Consider the following 21,507-nt stretch of genomic DNA (forward strand, 5'->3'; position numbering starts at 1 on the left):
ATAACCTGATTTTGATACACTTCTAATCGTAAATATTACTATTTAAAGAGGCAGGTAAAGACCGTGAACAATAAAAGCAAAAGCAATGCTGCTGTGCGGCTCCCGCGTGCCAAAGGCATTGATATGGCGACCGTATATACACCAAAGGAGTGCGCCCGCAAGGTCAAACGAATCGTACTAGCCGAGAAAAACCAGACAATTGTGGATGAGTTTATTACGATTTTGGGAATGAAAGAAAAGTTTGAGGAGCAGGATGTGCCCATGCCTAACAAGATCGTAATGTTTGGTCCACCAGGAACTGGAAAAACACTAACGGCTTTTTATTTGGCGCAGCGCTTGGATCTGCCGCTTATATTAGTGAGGCTTGACGCGATTATCCATAGTCATTTGGGGGAAACAGCGAGCAATGTGCGCAAGATCTTTGACTATGCAAATGGGACGCCTTGTGTTCTGTTTCTTGATGAATTTGATGCTCTGGGGCGTATGAGGGATTCAAATGATGAGGTGAAAGAGATGGCACGAGTGGTGAACACGCTGCTACAATGTCTAGACGAGTTCGGCGGAGAGAGTGTTTTTGTCGCAGCCACCAACCTTGAGGAAGAACTGGATACAGCGATATGGCGCCGTTTTGACACGAAAATGACGTATACATTGCCAACGCATGCGGATCGGATTCAATACATTGAACTGCTGATCGGGGAGAGCCTTGCTGGACAGGCTGCAGATTTGCTTGCCGGATGCAGCTTTGCTGATATTGAGCAGATTATGTTAAAAGCAAAACGAAAAGCGATTATAGAGAACCGAGCACTTAATTTTGAAAACATAGAAAATGCACTGTCGGAGTATAATCCTCGTATGAAGGTATAGAAAGAGAAAAATTCAAAAATACCCAGACGCCTATTAGCTGATTTGGGTACTCACTGGGTATTGTCATATGGCGCCAATTTTTGATTGGGTCTCATATGTATTTATGTATATGCTATGTGAAACAAATGTGGGAAGTAGATTTATAAACGACATGTTGTATTGACATGTGGACAAAACAGGATTATAGTTTTTGTTAATCGTAATTATTACTATTAAAATAATTCATCCTACAATCATGCAGGGTGAATACAATGATGTAAAAAAGGTTCATGAGAAACGACACCCCATATCTTGATCTGTGAAACTTATTCTAGAAGGAGTGCATGAAGTGATTTTATCTGACCGCACGCTGCGAACGCTGATCAGGCAAAAAAGGATGACCGTATCTCCGCTGACAGAGGAACAGATTCAGCCTGCTTCCATTGATAGTGAAGAGACCTTGATTCCACCGTTATCCTTTATGCTCGCAACCACGATTGAAACAATTCGGCTGCCGGGTTATATTACGGCTTTTGTCGAAGGGCGGATTTCAATTGGACGTATGAGCTTATTTATGAAGCGTTCCGATCCGACATGCATTTAATCTAATCACTAAAAGGAGCTAGAAAAATCAATGGCTAAAAAATCAAAAGTAGTACGTGAGAAGAAACGTCAGGAGACCGTAGCCAAATATGCAGAGCTGCGCCGTCAGCTGAAAGAAAGAGGGGACTATGAAGCATTGCAGAAGTTACCACGTAATGCATCCCCTACTAGACTGAAAAACCGTTGTGAACTGACGGGGCGCTCGAGAGGATATTTGCGTAAGTTTAAAGTATCACGGATTGTTTTCCGTGAACTGGCTCATAAAGGACAAATTCCTGGTGTTACCAAGTCGAGTTGGTGAACAGAACAGAAGTCCAAGATGAAGCAATTGCTATTTTGACCGCATGTCTTGTTGCATTACCTACCGTGCATAAGGAAATGGGGAACATTCGCCGCACAGCTCACGAGCAGACAACTGCTAACCTCTGTGGGGGGATTTCTCATGGCCTGCTTCATAGAAGATGTATAAAAAATCTACATTGAAGGGGTTTGAGCATGGAATAAACATGTGAAAAGTCTGATTGGGAGTTTGCAAGGAATGTACAGTTTAGAATTAGGACCTTAAGGGGGGGACTTACATGGAAACGGAACAAGATCCACGCATTCCGGTAACGATAATTACGGGATTTTTAGGAGCTGGTAAAACGACGCTGCTTAATCATATATTGAAGGCAGATCATGGTTATAAAATCGCTGTTATTGTGAATGAATTTGGAGAAGTGGGCATCGATAATGAACTAATTGTGGAATCTGGCGAAGAAATTATTGAAATGAACAATGGCTGCATCTGCTGCACAGTACGAAGTGATCTGGTGGATATCATGAAAAGTTTGTTGCATCGCAAATTTGCAGAGACTCTTACACCTGTCGAATATGATCGGATTGTTGTTGAAACTACGGGTTTGGCTGATCCGGGACCGGTCATTCAGACTTTTCTTGCGGAGCCACTGATTTCAAACTTTTTCAAAATTGATGCTGTTATAACCGTAGTAGACGCTAAACATGCTGAACATCATCTTGATAACGGACATGAGGCAAAGGAACAAGTCGCTTTTGCCGATTTCATATTATTAAACAAAATAGATCTTGTCGAAAAGGAAGATATTGCTCGTTTGGAATCCCGGTTGAAAAAGATGAACTCACATGCCCGATTGACGCATACACATCAATCCTTAATTGATTTGGATCAGATTTTTGGAGTTAATACATTTGATCTTGATCACAAACTCGAAGTCGATCCACATCTTCTGGAAGAACATCATCACCATCATCATGATGACGATATTTTCTCCATTATTCTCACTGAAACGAGACCTTTGGATCTAGATAAAGTGAATAAGTTTATAAACGATTGGTTGGTGGAGCATTCAGCTGATACGTATCGATACAAAGGAATTCTTAATGTACAGAAAACAAATAAAAGGGTCGTATTTCAGGGAGTTCACATGATATTTGGGGTGGATACTGACAGGGAATGGAATGTGGATGAAGACAGAACAAGCCGCATCGTTGTAATTGGAAAAGATTTGGATGAGGACTGGTTCAGAGCACGATTTAGCGAATGTGCGGTTGCCGACGGAGGCGTCTGACAAGGAGCAGGATAACGTGAGTAAGAGTGTGACACATTCATTTGTACTGCCTGACAAGGCTGAAAGGCTTCGGCTATTCGGTTCAGTTGATCCAATTCAGGGAGACAAACCTGTTCTCAAAGAAGAGATGCAAGATTTGCAAAATAGCAAAAATGATTTTCTGTTTGAGTTACAGCAAGTAGGCATCGAAAATTTGAAGTATCCTATCGATGTTATTTCGGTAAAAAGTCCTGTAAAGGTGTCCAGCATTGGCAATTTTCGACTGACTACCTCACTGGAGCGGGAATTTAAAGGCATTAATATGAGCAGATTGGCAGAACAGCTTCAGTATAGTCGCAATGAGGGACTGAGTGACCAAATTACAGATTTACTTAGACTGACGCAGCGAATTGCCGAACAGATGAATCAACAGAAATCACAACGTTATGTCCTTGTTCTAAAGAAATAAGTGAATATAGTGCACACAATCAGCGTGGTATGCTGCGAATTCAGGTACAGGGCAACCCTGGAGAATTATTGCCAAGTGATTGGAAGGAAAATCTGTTGGATGCCGCTGAATCCAATGCAAGCAGTTGCCTTCATCCCGTATTAAAAGGCCTGACGAGAAACAGGTTACAGAACGTGCGTACGAGAATCCTCGATTTGTTGAAGACGTAGTGCGGTTGGTGGCTGCTGATTTGTATGAAAAGCATTGGGTAAGTAAATTCAAGGTGGACTGCAATAATGAAGAGTCCATTCATCAGCATGATGCGATTGCACGCATTGTGTATGATAAGTCCAGAGGGCATGAATGTGCTGATGATTACTTTACTTTAATCTAGATCATCAGAACATGATAAACATCAGAGTGAACTGCACCCCAATTTTTAGACGCGATCTAACTTTGGAGGTGCAGTTTTTTGTGTCAAGTTGCAATGAAGTATTCCTCTTCGCATTCAGGTCGTGAGTGGTCATGAAACTTCAACCATTACATATTTTCCCGAATTGACTTTATGTCCGGATATCATTATTATCTTACAGTATAAGATAAATGCAGAAGGTGGTACTGCCAATGGACTATAAAGCGTCAGCAACAGAACTATTCGAGTGTATCGTCAAATCGCGCAAACCGGTGTTAGAGGAACGAGCGCATTTCTCTCGTGGTGAAATGGGGATTCTCATCGCTTTGAGTCATCAGGATGGGGTTACTTCGGGCCATTTGAGCGAATACTTGTCCGTCAGTACGGGACGGATCGCAACGGCACTGAAAAGTTTGGAGAAGAAAGGGTTGGTTGTACGACGTACGGATGCTAATGACAAACGTAAGGTGATTGTATTCATTACGGATTCAGGCAAGCAATTTATGATGGACAGGTATAACGAAGGAGTCGCATGGAGCGAGAAAATTCTTCGAAAGCTGGACGAACAGGATGCCAAAGAGTTTATCCGACTCATCAAGCTTATTGTCTCTAAAAGCTGAATTCCTATGTAGAGGACGTATGCAGGATACGTTAATTGTACCAAACACCTAAGATTTTCAGATAAAGGAGAAGAACAGAATGCTGAAGATATTCAAATATCTCAAGAAAAATGAATGGATGTTCGTGCTTTGCAGCTTGGCCTTCATCGTTGTGCAGGTGTGGCTGGATTTGAAGCTGCCTGATTATATGGCCGAAATTACAACCAAGCTGCAAACCGCAGGAACGCCGATGTCGGAACTGTTAATTCCCGGTATTTATATGCTGTTATGTGCTGTCGGCAGTATGATTGCATCTATTATTGTCGGCTATTTTGCGGCAAAGGTCGCGGCAGGGCTGGCCATGCGTCTGCGTGCGATGGTCTTTGACAAGGCCTTATCTTTTTCCATGGAAGAGATGAACAGCTTTTCAACAGCCAGCCTTATCACCCGCTCCACGAACGATGTTACCCAAATTCAAACGGTGGTTGCGCTGGGGCTGCAGGTGATCATCAAGGCGCCGATTCTGGCCGTGTGGGCCATTGCAAAGATTGCGGATAAAAACTGGCAGTGGACCGCCTCTACAGGAGTGGCTGTGGCTGTCCTGATCCTGATGCTGAGTGTCATTGTTATTTTCGCTCTTCCGAGTTTCCAAAAAATCCAACGTCTCACCGATAATCTGAACAGGGTAACACGTGAGCATCTGACCGGGCTTCGGGTGGTGCGCGCTTATAATGCAGATCAGTATCAGGAGGAGAAGTTCGGACAGGCCAATGCAGAATTGACAAATACAAACCTGTTTGCGAACCGGTTAATGGCAATGGTTGGTCCGGGGATGACCTTTATTATGTCGGGTCTGAGTGTCTCGATCTATTGGATTGGCACATACCTGATTAACGGAGCGGCCGTGCCGGACCGCGTTACGCTATTCTCTAATATGGTCGTATTCTCCTCATATGCGGTGCAGGTGGTCATGGCCTTTATGATGGTAAGTATGATATTCTTCCTGATGCCTCGAGCTTCGATTTCTGCCAAACGGATTATGGAGGTATTGAATACCGAATCTCGCATCATCGACGGACATGAGACAGCTGGAGAAGAGGGCGTTATGGGTCAGGTGGAATTTCGTAATGTCAGCTTCAAATATCCGGATGCCGAGGAGCCTGTGCTTCGCAACATTAGCTTTACGGCAAAACAGGGCGAGACGGTTGCCTTTATTGGTGCAACAGGCAGCGGCAAAACCAGTGTGATCAATCTGATTTCCCGTTTCTACGATGTGACTGAGGGTGAGGTACTTGTGGATGGCGTGAATGTCAGAAACTATAAGCAGCAGACACTCCATAACAAAATCGGGTATGTCCCACAGAGAGCCGTACTTTTCAGCGGTACAGTGGCTTCCAACGTTTCGTATGGCGATAACGGAAGAGCAGAAGTTTCGGAGAAACTCGTCAAAGCCGCTGTGGAGATTGCCCAGGGTACGGAGTTTGTCGAAAAAATGGACGGTCAATATCAAGGACGGATTTCACAAGGTGGAGCGAACGTGTCAGGTGGTCAAAAGCAGCGTCTGTCCATTGCGCGTGCCATCTACCGTCAGCCAGAGATTTACATCTTCGATGATTCCTTCTCGGCACTCGACTACAGAACAGACCGGGTCCTGCGCTCTGCGCTTAAACAAGAAACCGGCCATGCTACGACACTCATTGTGGCTCAGCGCATAGGCACCATTAAGGACACTGACCGGATTATTGTTCTCGACCAGGGCGAGATTGTAGGAAACGGCACACATGAAGAGCTGATGGCGAATTGCAGCACCTATCAAGAAATCGCTTATTCGCAGCTTTCGAAGGAGGAACTCGTACATGGACAAGAATGAACACACCGTCGGCAGTAAGCATATCAAAATGAAACAGCAAGGTCCCATGGGTAGAGGTCCTACGGAGGGGATGGGGACTGGTAAAAAAGCGAATGATTTTAGAAAAAACTTACGCCAGCTCTTATCCTACATCAAGACCTATGCGCCTATGATTATCCTCTCTATGGTGCTGGCACTGGCCGGTTCCGTCTTCAATGTGATTGGTCCGGATAAGCTCAGCGATATTGCCAACCTGATCCAGGAAGGAATTGTAACAGGGATTGATATAAATGCTATTCAGAAGATTGTTCTTGTACTGGTAGTTTTGTATGGTCTCGGCCTTATCTTTAATTATTTCCAAGGATTCATTACGGTAACCGTGTCACAGCGCCTTACAAAGAAGATGCGGACAGAACTGTCCCGAAAAATTAATCATATGCCTTTGAAGTATTTTGATGCTACGAGCTATGGTAATGTGCTAAGCCGTGTAACCAACGATGTCGATACCATTGGACAAACATTAAACAACAGTCTCGGCACACTTGTCAGCGCCTTGGCAACCTTTGTGGGTGCATTGATTATGATGCTGTATACGAACTGGATCATGACCATTACCGGGATTGTAGCTACGCTGATTGGTTTTTCACTGATGACCGTAATTATGAAGCATTCACAAAAATATTTTGTAGCACAGCAAGCGGAGCTTGGCCAGATCAACGGTCATATTGAAGAAACCTATGCTGGTCATAACGTAGTCAAGGTATATAACGGAGAAAAAGCAGCCAAGGAAGTGTTCCATGGCATTAATGGCCGCTTGTATACAAATGCATGGAAATCCCAGTTCATGTCTGGCCTGATGATGCCGGTTATGATGTTCATCGGGAATTTCGGTTATGTAGCGGTCTGTATCGTAGGCGCTTTGCTGGTGAACCAACATGTTATAACGATCGGAACTATTGTGGCCTTTATGGTGTATATTCGTCTATTTACACAGCCCTTGTCACAGTTGGCGCAGGCTGCAACCAATTTGCAATCGGCGGCTGCTGCCAGTGAACGTGTATTCGAATTTCTGGATGAAGAAGAATTGAAAGATGAAAGTGACAAGACCATGAAGCTAGATAACGCCAAAGGGGATGTTGAATTCAAACATGTTCGTTTCGGTTATAACGAAGACCATATGATTATCAAAGACTTCTCTATGAAAGCTGAAGCTGGTCAGAAAGTCGCCATTGTTGGCCCGACAGGTGCTGGTAAGACGACGCTCGTGAATTTGCTCATGCGGTTCTATGAGCTGAACGGAGGGGAAATTTATATTGATGGAACTCCGATCAGCCAATTAACACGTGAGAATGTTCATAAATTATTCTGTATGGTACTGCAGGATACATGGCTGTTTGAAGGAACGATTCGTGAGAATATCGTCTTTTCCCAAGACCATGTTACCGATGAACAGGTAGAAGCCGCATGTAGAGCAGTGGGTCTGCACAGCTTCCTTAAAACTCTGCCGCAGGGCTATGATACAGTACTAGACGACAAAGCCAATCTCTCTGCTGGCCAAAAGCAATTGATTACCATTGCAAGAGCCATGATTGAAGATGCGCCTATGCTCATATTGGACGAGGCCACAAGTTCGGTCGATACGCGTACGGAGTTGCTGATTCAACAAGCGATGGACCGACTTACTGTAGGGAAAACCTCTTTTGTGATTGCCCACCGTCTCTCAACGATTAAGAACGCCGATCTGATTCTGGTCATGAAGGACGGTAACATTATCGAAACGGGTAATCATGAGGAATTGCTGGGTAAAGGCGGATTCTATGCCGATTTATATAACAGCCAGTTTGAACATGCATCCTGAAAAATACAATTTTAGGGGAAAAACGATAGGAACACATGAAACTGGACAAATGTCTAGGGACAAGAACGTTGAAGCAAAAAAAGTCGCTACATAGCGGCTTTTTTTGTTTTATTGAACAAGCTTTTGTGTCGTGTCAAGGACAAAAGCTTGTTCCAATTATGAAGTTCATAAACATCTATGCAGATGAGGCGACTATTGATAATCTATAACGAAAATTCTCTTAATCGAGACCTTGTAGACTTCTTTCCATACCGAAGCAAAGCCAGTAACAAAAAAAAACATGGCGCTTATGCTGAAAACTTATTTGCCTCAACTCAAAAGGGACGTTTTAGCAGGGGTAAAAAAATTTTTTCAGAAGATCATACGGATTCCCATCATTACGAAGTTCCTACACAACTTCAATGATTTTAAATTAGAAGAAGACGACCCAAAACTACATCTGAGCCTAAAAGGGATTATTTATTACATGGAAACCTGGCGATGATGCTCATGAGTAACCAAACTGATGAATATAAGATACTTCAAAAGTCGGTGAGGCATATATAAAAAATTGATTGGCATCAAAAGAACAATGTTCTTGTCCTGTACAGTTGAAAGCACTTAAATAAGATTTACTAGTATCCCGGTAGAGAAAGAAATCAATTAGGCAGCCTATCGGTAAACAATGTAACGGTAATGTTTCCTGGTGTTTTATTATTCAATTTTTTAATTGAATAATAAAACGTACTTGTTTATACTAAAATAAGCTCGAAAACTGAATCTCAGGGGATAAAGAGGTGAAATATATGAAAGCAATTCAAGTTCCTGCTAAAGGTGAACCGATGAAATTAGTTGAAATCCCTATACCTGTTCCAGCCCAAGGGCAAGTACTTCTTCGGATTGAAGCATGAGGGGTGTGTAGTGGGGACGCAAGCACGATTAGTGGAGCTGCCCCAGAGTATCCAAGAATACCCGGTCATGAAGTAATTGGAATAGTTGAACAACTAGGAGATGAATTCACAAAATGGGAGATCGGGCAACGTGTAGGAACGGGGTATCATAGTGGAGACGATCATGTAACGGGCTTGACTATGGATGGTGGTTACGCGGAGTATATGGTCGCTTTTGAAGAAGCCCTGATTCTTATTCCCGATGAAGTTTCTTCTGAAGAAGCAGCACCTTTAATGTGTGCTGGTGAAACAACATTTAGTGCGCTGCGAAACAGCTCTGCACGTCCAGGCGACTTGGTTGCCATTTCCGGCATTGGTGGATTGGGCCATCTTGCTGTGCAATACGCCAAGAAAGCTGGATATCAGACAGTTGCTATATCCCGAGGAGTGCAGAAAGAAAATCTAGCAAAAGAACTCGGGGCACATTTTTACATCGATTCCGAAAAGGAGGATCCTGCTAAAGCTTTGAAAGCGTTAGGTGGAGCTAAAGTCATTCTTGCCACAGCGCCAAACGCCGAAGTGATATCTTCTTTGGTTAATGGACTAGCGACAGAAGGTGAGCTTATTATCGTAGCTGGATCCAGAGAACGTTTAGAATTGTCAGCTATGGATTTCTTGAAAGGTCCCCATACAGTGAAGGGATCATTTACTGGGAAAGCCAAAGAAATTGAAGCTGCGGTCCGGTTTAGCGTCTTGACTGATGTCCGACCTATAATTGAAGTTTTTCCTTTAGAACGGGCAAGCGAAGCGTATGAAAAAATGATGGCAGCAAAAACACGGTTTCGGGCAGTTTTAAGTATGTCTGCTGAAAACAAAGCCAATAAAAGCTCGCCAAGGAAAAATGAACATAGATAAAGCGAGGACAACCTATACATTAGAAAAATGAACTTGAATCTTTACTTGACAGTAATTATTGCTCAATTTATAATTCAATTATTCAATTGAACAATTTATTGGTTGGAATATATATTGGAGGGAATCCTTATGAGTGCAACTGCATTAACTAATCAGACTTTCAACAACCAAATTCAGTCTGGAATAACCCTGGTTGATTTTTGGGCACCTTGGTGTGGTCCTTGTCAAATTCAACTTCCTATCATTCATCAATTGGCCGATGATCTGAAGGAAAAAGCGACTATTGCTACTATTAATGTGGATGAACAGACGGAGTTAGCCACGCGTTTTGGAATTAGAAGCATTCCGGCGTTGCTTTTGTTCCAAGATGGTAAACTGATGGATACAATGATTGGGATTAACCAAAGAGATGTTCTCGAGGCAAAAATCCTTAAACTTATGAATTAACGAATCAGATAATCGGTAACAACTCTAAACATGTTGCCGATTATTTTTAAACGATGTAGAAAAATCAATATTTTTGTCAATTAACTACCAACTAGTAGGTAAAAAATAAGGAGATGTTAAAATGGAATTTGAAAACAAAACAGTGATTGTAACTGGCGGAGGAACAGGAATTGGAAAGACTACAGCACAACGTTTTTATGAAGAAGGAGCGAACGTAGTCATAAATGGCCGTCGAGAGGATGTATTAAAGAAGACCGCTTTGGAAATTGACCCATCCGGTAAAAAAGTGATTGTTGTATCAGGTGATATTAGTTTGCCAGAAACGTCGAAAAAACTGGTCCAAGCTGCTGTAGAAGCGTTTGGTGGAGTAGATATACTGGTGAATAACACAGGAAAATTCAATCCAACCCCTTTCATGGACCACACTGCGGATGATCTGCAATCATATCTGGATACCATCGTTAAAGGGACGTTTTATCCTTCGCAAGCTGTGATTCCGGAAATGAAAAAAAGAGGCGGGGGAGCGATTGTGAATACCGGATCAATGTGGGCGATTCAAGCGGTTGAATCGACGCCATCGTCTGCATATTCAGCAGCCATGGCAGGAAGACACGCACTGACCAGAAATTTAGCTGTGGAATTGGCTGGGGATCACATTCGAGTGAATGCAGTGGCTCCCGCTGTCGTCGAAACTCCGATTTACAATACATTTATGAGTGAAGAACAAGTGGCAGAAGTACTACCAAGTTTTAATGCCTTTCACCCCATCGGACGAAATGGCACAACGAAGGATGTCGCAGAAGTGATCTTGTTTTTGGCTAGTGATTCGGCATCTTGGATTACTGGTGTAGTCATGCCTTTGGATGGCGGTGTTACTGCACGTCTTCGATAATTCTTTGGGGCTGGCCTTAATTAGATTAGCCCTTCTCTCATTCACTATTAGAGTTAGACCTTCGAAAGAAGAACTTTTATCTATCTAAAGGAGCAAAGTATGGAAACTCAATTGAATAGGGATGCCCCTGTAATAATAGTTGGTGCAGGTTTATGTGGACTTCGTGCAGCTGCCTTGCTCAATACACATGGAATAAGATACCTCATCTTGGAAGCACGAAATCGTATTGGAGGAAGAGGCTTGAGTGTAGAGGTTGAGGGTAAGCCTGAGCTTGGAAAATTCGATCTTGGGCCAACGTGGTACTGGCCTCGTTATGAGATAGCAATGAACCAACTAGTCGAGGAACTCAGCTTGCAGACGTTTGAGCAGTATAATGAAGGAAGAATGCTAGTAGAACGATCCAGAAACACACCACCGCAACAACATGATTTGTCCGCAGAAGCGATGGAATATTCACTTCGGTTTATAGGCGGAGTTCAGTCTCTAATTGATGCACTGGCTGCCCAAATACCATCAGAAGCAATCTATCTGAATACCAAAGTAACTTCTATTCATCAGGAGGACGATAGCAGGGTGAAGATTCAAACTGATGCAGGGAACTTTCATGCAAGTTCGGTTATAGTTGCTCTACCCCCACGGATCGTTGAACGAAATATTACGTTCTTCCCCAAACTTTCTGCTGAACTAAAATCGAATTTAATGAATAAGCCAACTTGGATGGCCAGTCAAGCTAAGATTATTGCTGTTTATGACACCCCCTTCTGGCGTGACCAAGGTCTCTCTGGATTCGTATCGAGTTGGGTTGGCCCTTTGAGGGAAATTCATGATGCCTCGCCTTCTACAGGTTCTGGCGCACTTTTTGGTTTCTTTGGTCTTCCTGCAAAAGCTCGCTTGAATATGGGGAATGAACAATTACTTGAGCTTGTGTTGGAACAATTGACACGACTTTTCGGTCCAGCAGCAAAACATGTAAAAGGGACTTTATTTAAAGATTGGTCTTTTGATGAACATACAGCCGTAGAGGAAGATACAGATCCACTTCTTGATTATCCGAGTTACGGACCTATCATCGACGGAAAGGGCTCAAGGCAAAATATTTATTTTGCTGGAACTGAAACAGCTTATAGGCAAGGCGGTCATCTTGAAGGTGCCCTTCGATCAGCTGAAAGAGTTGTCAATGAAGTCATCAAACATTTATCCTAAGAAAAATATTCGATTGAAAGGGGTTATAAATTGAATTTTATTGAAAAAAGGGTTTGGTATAAAAGAACAACCTGAAAGGACAATTTAATAAATGAATAAAGAATTATTATCAATAGAAGAGATAGATGCTTTTATTCAAAACAACCGACTAAGTATGTTGTATTTTTCTCAGGAGAATTGCAATGTATGTCACTCTGTTTATCCCAAATTAAAAGATTTGCTTACTAAATTTCCTTCTATAAAACTTGCTCATGTTGACACAAGTAATGTAGAAGAGGTTGTAGGCAAATTTTTGATCTTCTCAGTACCTACAATAATTATGTTCATTGATCAAAGAGAGTCGTTCCGTGAAGGTAGATTTGTTCAGTTGGGACCTCTTGCAGCTCGTTTACAACAATTAAACGATTTTTGGTTGAAGAGCAACTCGGGGTTGTAATAGGGAGAGGAACAGGGAGTGGAAAGACTAGCGCATAACGTTTTTTGAAAAAGGAGCGAACCTAGTCATACATGACCGTCGAGGTGATTCTTTGATAATTCTTAGGTCCGATCGCGAAAAGTGAGTAGCCTTTTCTTTTATTGTAAGGGGAGGAGGAAACCTTGACAGTATACTTACTGAATGGTAGATTTCATTTATGAATATCAAGAAAAACACTGTACAAGAAATTATGGACATAGGCCTCACCTTGGTTCAAGAGCGAGGATACAATGGCTTTAGCTATGCTGACATTGCTGAAGCGATAGGCATTCGGAAAGCAAGTATACATTACCACTTTCCGTCTAAACAGGATCTGGTGCAAGCTGTTCTGAATCGATACCGTCGAGAGTTCATGGACAAGCTTCAACAAATTAACGATCAACCTCTGAGTTGGCGACAAAAGATACAATCTTTTTTTTTGTTATATCGTGAACCTTTGGAAAACAATACCAAGCTTTGTTTATGTTCAATGATGGCTGCTGAGTTGAACTCTTTTCCAATTGAAATTCGAGATGAGTTAAACTTATTTTTTGACGCCAACACACTATGGGTTGAGAATGTGCTTGATCAAGGCAAATCGGCTGGCGAATTTACATTTTCTAACGCTGCTTTGGAACAAGCAAAGATCCTAATTGCATTTGTACAAGGTGCCCAGTTGTTATCCAGAACTTCAAGTGAAAAAGGATATTTTGATTCGCTTGTCTTAAACTACATGGCGACTTTGACTCAATAAAAAAGTTTAAGATGTGAATCTACCGTTGAAAAACCACTTATTCATTAAAAGATGGATAGGTGGTTTTTGCTATGTTGAATATCTTTATGACAAGGTATTGTATTCAAAACCGTTCCATCTATTTTGCTCATAAAAAAAGATCTCAAGCCAAGTGATGGCTTGGAGATCTATAGTTAAAACATAGGAAGCAGGATTAGTGGGGCAGAAAATGTCCTTGCCATTCATTGATCCCTTCATCCATGCGGTACGCTTTATAACCTTCTTGTTGCAATTTTTGAACTGCCAGTGCGGAGTATACACAAAGTGGTCCCTGACAGTAAGCGATGACTTCTGCATCTTTGGGGAGTTCTTGCATCAATGTATCAAGCTCGGTCATTGGCATTGAAATTGCTCCGGATATATGACCCATTTCAAAGTCTTCTTTAGAACGTAGATCCACCAATAGTATGGAATCGTTATTCACTTTCTCCATAACCTCATCCATAGTCAAGGTTTGAATGCCGTCAAGGTTGTTCAGAAAATCCTCTTTCAATTTTGCGATATCAGGAAGTTGTTTTTCGCTTATGCGCCAAAGGGATGCCATGAAATCAATAATCTCCGGATCTGCTAGTGAGTAAATGGCATAAGTCCCTCTTTTAGCGAATTTAACAAGTTTTGCATCAAGTAAAATTTGAAGATGACGTGATACATTGGCCATATTCATACCTGTACATGCCGCCAATTTCTCTACAGTTTTTGGACTTTGGGACAATACATTTAAAATCTCCAGTCGCTTGTCACTCGACAGACATTTTCCGATTCTTGCAAGTTGTTTATACAGATCTTCTTTTAATACATTTGCTGAACTCAATGGTTCTTTCATGATGGTCAACCTCTATTCTGAGCTTTTTTAGCGTTATCATACGACTACAACTATCTTCAATCATTTATTACAAAAATGAATCAATTAAATACTCAAATTGTATCATGTTCTTAAATGTAATCAAAGTCTAGGTAGGGAATGTTTACTTGACGAAAGAAATAAGCATGACATATAATTCAATTGATCGATTGATTATTTGATTTATTAATAATCGACACATTAATTAATGGAGGTTCGAAATCATGGCAAAGGCATATCTTCAAATCACATTAAAAATTAACGCACCAGAACGCGAGGCGGCTACAAAGGTTTATACAGCATATAAGGAGCCTTTTCTTTCAGGCATCTCTGGTGCTGTGTCTAAAGAATTGTTAGTGCGTGACGAGGATGTTCAGGTTCTGCATGGCTTTACTAGCGAGGCAGATGCTAAGGCCTACCTAGAAAGTGATCTTTTCACGAATGACGTTGTTGTTGGACTCAAAGACTTGCTTCAAGCTGAACCGGAAATCCGCATTTATAGTACATTCTAGAAACCCTGTTGTGCGAACTAACTCTTTTGAAGAAATAAAAGCTAATACTTAAAAATTGTAAACCGACATTGCAGTCTCGCTATGTCGGTTTATTTTAATCAATCATCAGATTAAAACTGTTCAGATCAAGTGATCAGTTTACTATGTTGAGGAGTAGTATATATAAACTTAAAGGAGAACATCAATATGGCAAATCAAAAACTTAGTTTGAATACAGTTTGGTACGGAAATGCAAAAGGCAATGGCATCATTAAAAGCGAAAACTTCCAAACTCAAATTGCTATCCCAGTCTCAAAAGGAGGAAGTGGGGAAGGTGTTGAACCTAAAAAGCTTCTTATGTCTTCTGCAGCAGCCTGTTATCTAATGACTTTGACATATATGTTGGAACAAAATCGTATTCCCGTATTAGGATTATCCATGGATACAGAAGGAAACACTGCTCCAAATGGTCAATTGAGCATTACTCATCGTCCACATATTGTTTTAAAGAAATCAGAAGCAACCAATCAAGATGTTAGCATGGCAGAAACTCTAATGCGAAACGCCGAAGAAAATTGCCAAATTGGCCAACTTCTAGTAAAAGCAGATGTTCAAATAACAATTGAAGGTCATGTTTCCTTCGAAGCTGAATAGGGTTTCAACTGTATACAAAGTGGCTTTTCGTAATTTAGGAGAAAATAATGGTAGAAACGATTCCAGAAAACAAGCAAACATCTGTACAAATTCCACCTTCAATTATGGAGTATATGGAATCACCGCTGAAGCACCTTCAGTTGCATGCCAGAACAATGAAAGTTGTAGTTGCTTCACAAATTTGCGGTGGAGCTGGCCTAGCTGCAGGCATCCCGTAGGTCGTTACTTGCACAAGATATGCTAGGGATTGACAGTTTCTCGAGAGTTCCCACAGGCCTTTTTACATTAGGTTCTGCTGGTGCAGCGCTCATGGTAGGATTCAAAAAAAAGGAATTATGATCGGTGCCTCAGTTATAGTGCTAACACAAATTGTTATGATTGCGATCATGACAATGGCTCCCGTTCATATGCAACATCATGGTCATGATTTAAGTAAAATCGGCCTTGTTATTGGAATCCACGTGGCTTCTATGTATTTACCGTCTGTAATCACAGGAGTACTCGTTGATAATTTTGGATACATTTTTTATGGCTTATGCTTCTGGCTTTACCTTGATGTTGTCTGGTTTGTTGGCTGCCTTCGTACCTGGTGATTCGATGGGTTTACTTACTCTCGCGCTGGCTCTTCTGGGATTAGGTTGGAACTTTGGTTTGATTAGTGGGACTGCGGCGGTTGTCGAGGCAACCCCATCCAATGTTCGTGCAAAAACTCAAGGAACAGTGGATGTACTGATTGCATTATCAAGAGCATCTGGAGGAGCACTATCTGGTATGGTTGTGGCACACTCCAGTTATCATATACTGTCTTTAATTGGATCAGTTTTGTCACTGTTCGTTATTCCTGTTGTGGTTTGATTTCGTAACAAGCAATCTTTCACATAATATTCAGTATACAATCAACAAAAACCGTTCTTCTAGTTCATAGTGTGGCTCGCTACGAACTAGAAGAACGGTTTCTTTGCACCACGGGACTACGAACGAGCTGGATATTTTATCAAACACGATGATTTGGAAGAGGAAGGATATTGGGCTTTCAATTTTGCGTAGATTTGTTGCTGGCATAGCCGATATCATACTTACCTCGCTAATCAAACTACTTGGTTTGCACTGGCGGCTATTCGTTATAGAGAATGCTTGCATTCTTACTGTGAAATATTTGAATGAAAAAGCGGTAACACAACCCCAACACCATCTTCTTCTACGAAATCACATATGAGATTCATTCCACTACGGTAGTTTCACATATTAGTCCATATAAAATAAAAAAAATTTCGGGCTATATACACTTAAATAGATACATTTATCCATACTTCTCTAGTTGATAATTCAACCAAGTATATTTACAACCTCATACATGCTAGATAACTTCGAGTTAGTTATATGAATATAACTAATTGAAACCCTAATCTCAATGTGAAGGAGTATAGATTAGCGAGAGTCGGCTTTGTGTAGTGGGAAAGGATAGTGGTATCTACCATATTAAACGGTTTCTATATAGGACCGTATTTTATACATTTTGTTTAAAAGAGAAATTTTTTTAATTTCTTGTGAACCAAATCAAATCCTTGATGATCTAATTTATAGATAAACTTTAAAAGGAAAGGGGGAACCATTGCATGGATTTAACAGAGAAAGCAGAGCTTGCAACACAAGGAGACAAGGAAGCTTTTGTGGATGTTATACGAGCTGTCCAACAAAGTCTATATGTAATAGCAAGATCAATCGTTAAAAACGAAGAAGATTGTGCAGATGCTATACAGGAGACCATTGCCAAAGCTTTTTCAAATGTACATAGACTGAAAGAGCCTGCTTATTTTAAAACATGGATCATTCGGATTTTGATCAACGAGTGTAATCGGATTATCAGGAAAAAGAAGAGAGTATCCCCTGTCCCTTATGATATAAGAAAGTCATCATATAAGAGTGATTATGAACAAATCGAGCTGTTTGAGGTAATTGATGGACTGGATGAACAACTTCAAACTACAGTGACGCTTTTTTATATTGAGGATTTATCGGTCAAAGAGATATCCAAAGTGCTTAATGTATCCGAAGGGACAGTAAAATCACGCTTATTTAGGGCCAGACAGCAATTATCCGAGTTAGCCCTTGGGGAGGGAGAAGCCAAGTATGAACTATCATGATCCGGTTGACCCTATTCTTAAACAATTTCTAAAGTCCAGAGCACAAGATCTGGTCATTCCTAATACAGTAGAGAACGCGGTGGGATACGCCCTTTCATCACTTTCTGATCAGAATATGAAAAAGAGATCCTTCCTTAAAAGATGGAGATGGGCAGCAGCGGCCGTTGCTTTCTTTTTCGTTCTGGGTGCAGTTTCTATCCTTACCGTTCCTACATTTGCCGAAGTATTCAGGTCTTTATTTGCCAAGGACAACCCGGATATCGGACTTATGCGTGCACAGGAATTGGGATTGGTGATTCATCCTCATATTAAGGTGAAGGACAAAGGTTACACGCTGGTGATTAATGAAGCTGTTGCTGATCCTACCCGAGTGACAATTGCACTTCAACTTTTTGATGAAAATGGGAAGCATGATCGCCACAAACTGGCCATTGGCGAAGCGAATAAGATTACGATCAAAGATGATAAAGGAAACGTAGTGGGCAGTATGCACGATATGGGGTACACGAGTGATTTTTATTATATGGTTGATTTCTTTAGTGATCCGCTGAAAACAGATAAGATCACGATAGAAGGGAGTATTGGAACGCTTGGACAAAGGAACGAAACCTTAATAAAAGGAAATTGGAACTTTAGCTTTGATATTGATATGAAAGAGGCAAACAAGCAGAACAATATAGAGGAGTTGGCAGGTAGTTACACAACGCCGCACGGAATGGCGATTACATTAAAAAGACTAACGAGAATGGTGCAAGGAGTACGTTTCGAACTGGAGAGGGAACTTGATGATGCGGCAATGACAAGATCCTCCGGTGATTTATGGAAAAAGCAGATGTTGAGCTTTCATTTCGAAACTACGGGTGGGCAAGAGATTCACTCGGTGAATCCAAGAAAAAAGAATTACAGGGACAGCTTAATGACATCTGATCGTAGAGTTATTGGAAACGGAAAAATGCATTGGAGTTATACCTTCAAGTACCTGCCTGAGGATAAACCATACCGCTTTGTTCTGGATGCATATTCGGTTGCAGAAATGGACGGAAATAAGATTTCCTTTAGACCATCGGAGCTGACTAAGCCCAAAACTTTTAAAATAATGAATGATAGACTGGAGTTGGTTAGGGCTTCACTTGAGAAATCGCAAGTCAACAAAGGCGCATAGGAAACTGTCATCTCATTCTACGGGAAGATGGATAATGAAATAATGCATGAGGAGTGGAGAGCATATGATTCAGCAGGTAAGCAGTATGACGTAAGTGCGGTGGGGGGATCATCGTTTGAAAATACGCTGACTGATCATTGGAGAGAGGGATATATCAGTATGGGGGATCGTAGGGCAAAGCAGCCTTACGAATTCCGGATTATGAAGCTAGATCCAATTCCAGAGGAGCTTACCCTGGTAAGGGAAGTAGTGGATAAACGATACAATGACCCTAACTGGTCATTATTGCTAGGAAAATAGAATAAACGAACTACTTAAATCTTCAATACCCTATGGATCCAAGTCTTCCATATTCCTCATCATGGGTGTCTCCATTAATTCCTTCCCAGAGAGGGTATATAATTTATTTGCTAATCCTATATAGCGATTGTTCTGATCAATATAAGGGCTTCGGGGGTTGTGAACAAGACTGCTTTTTAATGAAAATCTGTGCACTTAACTTTAAGAAAAAAAGGACATTTGGATGTAGATGTAACTTTCTAAAATTTATCATGCACTAAAATCTTTATCAAAATGTCTTCTTCACCAATATAGTCAATCTTTTGGACCACATCCTTATCCATTATGATAATGTGGTCTTTTTTTAGTTCGATTTTCCATTATTAATATACTGGGTACAGCTGCCTGTATACATATAGTTGATTTCCACAAAATCACGCGTATGCAGGTTTTATCCCTTCTGATCACAGCGCAGAAGGTTTACTCGGTCGTGATGCGCTCATCACAAAAACGATTCGATTTGTATAAAGTAATCATCTCAACGACAAATATGTTCAGTACTTTTGCTGTGTCAATCTTCACTTCATTATTAAAGGATTAACTCGTCAAAACTTAAAAAATAGCAAGTTTCTTGCCACATGGAGACTTGCTATTTTATGTTTTTGGGTCAATAAGTTTCACAAAAGAAATGGTCCAAAAGTTATAAATTTTCTGAAAATCTAAACTTTTAATGAAAAATCCAAACGTTTCTATTAATAAAAAAATAAAGTTTATAGCTCAAATGAGAGAATATTTAACCTAAATCGAAATTCTGAGAGAAAATTTAAAGAAAATTTTGCTCGGTAATTAGTTCAAAAGATCTAAAAAAATCACTATCTATTTAAAAAGTGAAGAGTTATTAATTTTGAATTAATTCAGCTTGAGTAAATAAATCCCATAATTTAGGTAGTTAAAGAATATTGCTGAAAAAGTTGAAATTTGTCGGATGGTGTCAGGATCGGCTTGTTATATTTGTGTTAATGATATGTAACGTAAAATGTGTTTTGGTACAAGGGTTTTGGACTTCATGCAAGCACACAGCATTTTTATTTTATCGATTATAAAATCAAAAATTTTGTTCTAAATCATATTAACTTGTCGTAGTTAGTATTCAATTTAATAAAAAAGTGGAATTCTTGCATTTAAAGATATAAAAATAATAGAATAATATGGGCTGTTTATTAATTTTATGAAATCTATCAAATTAGAACTTATGTCCCATGTTAATCGGTTTTAAAGTTTGTATATTTAAAATAGCTAGAAAGTATTGGGAGAAAAGAAGATATATAAGGATTTATTGTTATATTGTGGACGGAAAGAGGATGTGAGAAATTTGTATGGCAACTCGGTCGTCTCTTGTTTGGTTTTTAAAAAATTTCCGGTAAATCCGTCCCACGTCTTCCATATTTCAAAGACAACTCCAATTTTATTCAGATTAATCTTTCACCAAAGAGCTTCGTTTGATGCAGAGAACACCGGAAGAAGTACTGTAATTCATCCATGTACAAAATCAGGAAGTCATAAGCGCAGTCGTGAGTATTTTTAGCTCCTTTCAGCCTAGAATTACGCTCCTAATCACGCTGCAGCAGTTCATGCGTCTCGTAGCATCGATACCCTCAAGCCAAGATTCAGACAGCACACATCACGACACACTACGTTGTTAACATTGCGGCAACCATTCTACAACCCACCACCAAGATTGCACTCACAGCATAATTCGAAAATGTTCCCATTCCATGCACATATTCATACATCCAGAGTCAGAGTTTTTTCACCATGACCGCCCAACTAAAAAAAGCTTGCACTGCGAAAGTGTGAGCGATGAAAAAGAAGATGTGCTTATTCGATTAAAATCAGCTCTTCGAAGCTCCGGGGGGTTGAAGGAAACCAGCTTTCAGATAGGAGAAGGAGAAACGGTAACGATTGTCGTCGCGTGCCGTGGCGGCAAAAGCACGATCATCAAACTGCTACAACAAGTATGCGAACTCAGATCTCAATGGTATATCAGGAGTGGTCGCTTTTGCCGACTTCCATTGGTAATTCAATGCCGGAAAAAAGGATCGCATGACCGTTTCTTGCCAAGGGCGGTCATTTTAGCAGAGTTACTTTTACACATATCTATTTTGCGAGGAGAGGGACGT

At 40.8% G+C, this 21,507-nt stretch carries 20 protein-coding genes and 2 pseudogenes; 21 read left to right on the plus strand and 1 reads right to left on the minus strand.

The window, feature by feature from the left end:
• Positions 1-63 precede the first annotated feature (63 nt).
• From PPM_RS12250 to PPM_RS12320, 14 genes and pseudogenes are all read left to right on the plus strand, one after another.
• Positions 64-867: an AAA family ATPase gene (locus tag PPM_RS12250; RefSeq protein WP_013371186.1), complete on the plus strand. Its 804-nt coding sequence runs from the start codon at positions 64-66 to the stop codon at positions 865-867.
• A 328-nt stretch (positions 868-1,195) separates the two neighbouring features.
• On the plus strand, positions 1,196-1,450 hold the full coding sequence (locus tag PPM_RS12255; protein ID WP_013371187.1) for a dCTP deaminase domain-containing protein: 255 nt from the start codon (positions 1,196-1,198) through the stop codon (positions 1,448-1,450).
• Positions 1,451-1,480: 30 nt separating this feature from the next.
• A complete protein-coding gene (gene rpsN / locus PPM_RS12260; RefSeq protein WP_013371188.1) occupies positions 1,481-1,750 on the plus strand; it encodes a 30S ribosomal protein S14 in 270 nt (89 codons plus the stop codon).
• Positions 1,751-2,027: 277 nt separating this feature from the next.
• Positions 2,028-3,038: a CobW family GTP-binding protein gene (locus PPM_RS12265; RefSeq protein ID WP_013371189.1), complete on the plus strand. Its 1,011-nt coding sequence runs from the start codon at positions 2,028-2,030 to the stop codon at positions 3,036-3,038.
• 28 nt (positions 3,039-3,066) lie between these two features.
• Positions 3,067-3,859, plus strand: a pseudogene (locus PPM_RS12270) (GTP cyclohydrolase, FolE2/MptA family).
• 230 nt (positions 3,860-4,089) lie between these two features.
• Positions 4,090-4,497: a MarR family winged helix-turn-helix transcriptional regulator gene (locus PPM_RS12275; RefSeq protein WP_013371190.1), complete on the plus strand. Its 408-nt coding sequence runs from the start codon at positions 4,090-4,092 to the stop codon at positions 4,495-4,497.
• A gap of 79 nt (positions 4,498-4,576) precedes the next feature.
• Complete coding sequence (locus tag PPM_RS12280; RefSeq protein WP_013371191.1) at positions 4,577-6,346, plus strand: ABC transporter ATP-binding protein; 1,770 nt, start codon at positions 4,577-4,579, stop codon at positions 6,344-6,346.
• On the plus strand, positions 6,333-8,183 hold the full coding sequence (locus PPM_RS12285; RefSeq protein WP_013371192.1) for an ABC transporter ATP-binding protein: 1,851 nt from the start codon (positions 6,333-6,335) through the stop codon (positions 8,181-8,183). Before PPM_RS12280 ends, PPM_RS12285 begins: the two co-directional genes overlap by 14 nt.
• Before the next feature lie 893 nt (positions 8,184-9,076).
• A complete protein-coding gene (locus PPM_RS12295) occupies positions 9,077-9,967 on the plus strand; it encodes a zinc-binding dehydrogenase (RefSeq protein WP_013371196.1) in 891 nt (296 codons plus the stop codon).
• A gap of 129 nt (positions 9,968-10,096) precedes the next feature.
• Positions 10,097-10,414, plus strand: a complete 318-nt coding sequence (gene trxA / locus PPM_RS12300; RefSeq protein WP_013371197.1) for a thioredoxin — start codon at positions 10,097-10,099, stop codon at positions 10,412-10,414.
• Between the two features lie 121 nt (positions 10,415-10,535).
• Positions 10,536-11,306, plus strand: coding sequence for an SDR family NAD(P)-dependent oxidoreductase (locus tag PPM_RS12305; RefSeq protein ID WP_013371198.1), 771 nt, complete (start codon positions 10,536-10,538; stop codon positions 11,304-11,306).
• A gap of 99 nt (positions 11,307-11,405) precedes the next feature.
• On the plus strand, positions 11,406-12,509 hold the full coding sequence (locus tag PPM_RS12310; RefSeq protein WP_013371199.1) for a flavin monoamine oxidase family protein: 1,104 nt from the start codon (positions 11,406-11,408) through the stop codon (positions 12,507-12,509).
• Between the two features lie 91 nt (positions 12,510-12,600).
• Positions 12,601-12,945 carry a thioredoxin family protein gene (locus tag PPM_RS12315; RefSeq protein ID WP_013371200.1) on the plus strand — a complete coding sequence of 115 codons (345 nt, stop codon included), beginning with the start codon at positions 12,601-12,603 and terminating at the stop codon, positions 12,943-12,945.
• A 196-nt stretch (positions 12,946-13,141) separates the two neighbouring features.
• A complete protein-coding gene (locus tag PPM_RS12320) occupies positions 13,142-13,717 on the plus strand; it encodes a TetR/AcrR family transcriptional regulator (RefSeq protein ID WP_013371201.1) in 576 nt (191 codons plus the stop codon).
• Between the two features lie 193 nt (positions 13,718-13,910).
• Here the strand turns inward: PPM_RS12320 and PPM_RS12325 are convergent, their stop codons facing one another.
• Positions 13,911-14,579, minus strand: a complete 669-nt coding sequence (locus PPM_RS12325; protein WP_013371203.1) for an ArsR/SmtB family transcription factor — start codon at positions 14,577-14,579, stop codon at positions 13,911-13,913.
• Positions 14,580-14,821: 242 nt separating this feature from the next.
• On the opposite strand from PPM_RS12325, the gene PPM_RS12330 reads away from it, so the two are divergent.
• The 7 genes and pseudogenes from PPM_RS12330 to PPM_RS12365 all read left to right on the plus strand — a co-directional run bounded on the left by PPM_RS12330 (position 14,822) and on the right by PPM_RS12365 (position 19,348).
• Positions 14,822-15,109, plus strand: a complete 288-nt coding sequence (locus tag PPM_RS12330; protein WP_013371204.1) for a hypothetical protein — start codon at positions 14,822-14,824, stop codon at positions 15,107-15,109.
• 186 nt (positions 15,110-15,295) lie between these two features.
• Positions 15,296-15,742 (plus strand): OsmC family protein, encoded by a 447-nt coding sequence (locus PPM_RS12335; RefSeq protein ID WP_013371205.1) that lies wholly within the window; start codon positions 15,296-15,298, stop codon positions 15,740-15,742.
• 47 nt (positions 15,743-15,789) lie between these two features.
• Entirely contained in the window at positions 15,790-15,960 is a 171-nt protein-coding gene (locus PPM_RS30615; RefSeq protein ID WP_013371206.1) for a hypothetical protein, read from the plus strand.
• 105 nt (positions 15,961-16,065) lie between these two features.
• Positions 16,066-16,597, plus strand: a pseudogene (locus tag PPM_RS30035) (MFS transporter); the annotation flags it as partial.
• 761 nt (positions 16,598-17,358) lie between these two features.
• Complete coding sequence (locus tag PPM_RS12355) at positions 17,359-17,886, plus strand: sigma-70 family RNA polymerase sigma factor (protein ID WP_013371208.1); 528 nt, start codon at positions 17,359-17,361, stop codon at positions 17,884-17,886.
• Positions 17,873-19,048: a DUF4179 domain-containing protein gene (locus PPM_RS12360; protein ID WP_013371209.1), complete on the plus strand. Its 1,176-nt coding sequence runs from the start codon at positions 17,873-17,875 to the stop codon at positions 19,046-19,048. Before PPM_RS12355 ends, PPM_RS12360 begins: the two co-directional genes overlap by 14 nt.
• Before the next feature lie 27 nt (positions 19,049-19,075).
• Positions 19,076-19,348, plus strand: a complete 273-nt coding sequence (locus tag PPM_RS12365; RefSeq protein WP_014599758.1) for a hypothetical protein — start codon at positions 19,076-19,078, stop codon at positions 19,346-19,348.
• Positions 19,349-21,507: the final 2,159 nt, after the last annotated feature.

It is taken from the genome of Paenibacillus polymyxa M1 (genome assembly GCF_000237325.1).
In the GTDB taxonomy this organism is placed as follows: domain Bacteria; phylum Bacillota; class Bacilli; order Paenibacillales; family Paenibacillaceae; genus Paenibacillus; species Paenibacillus polymyxa_C.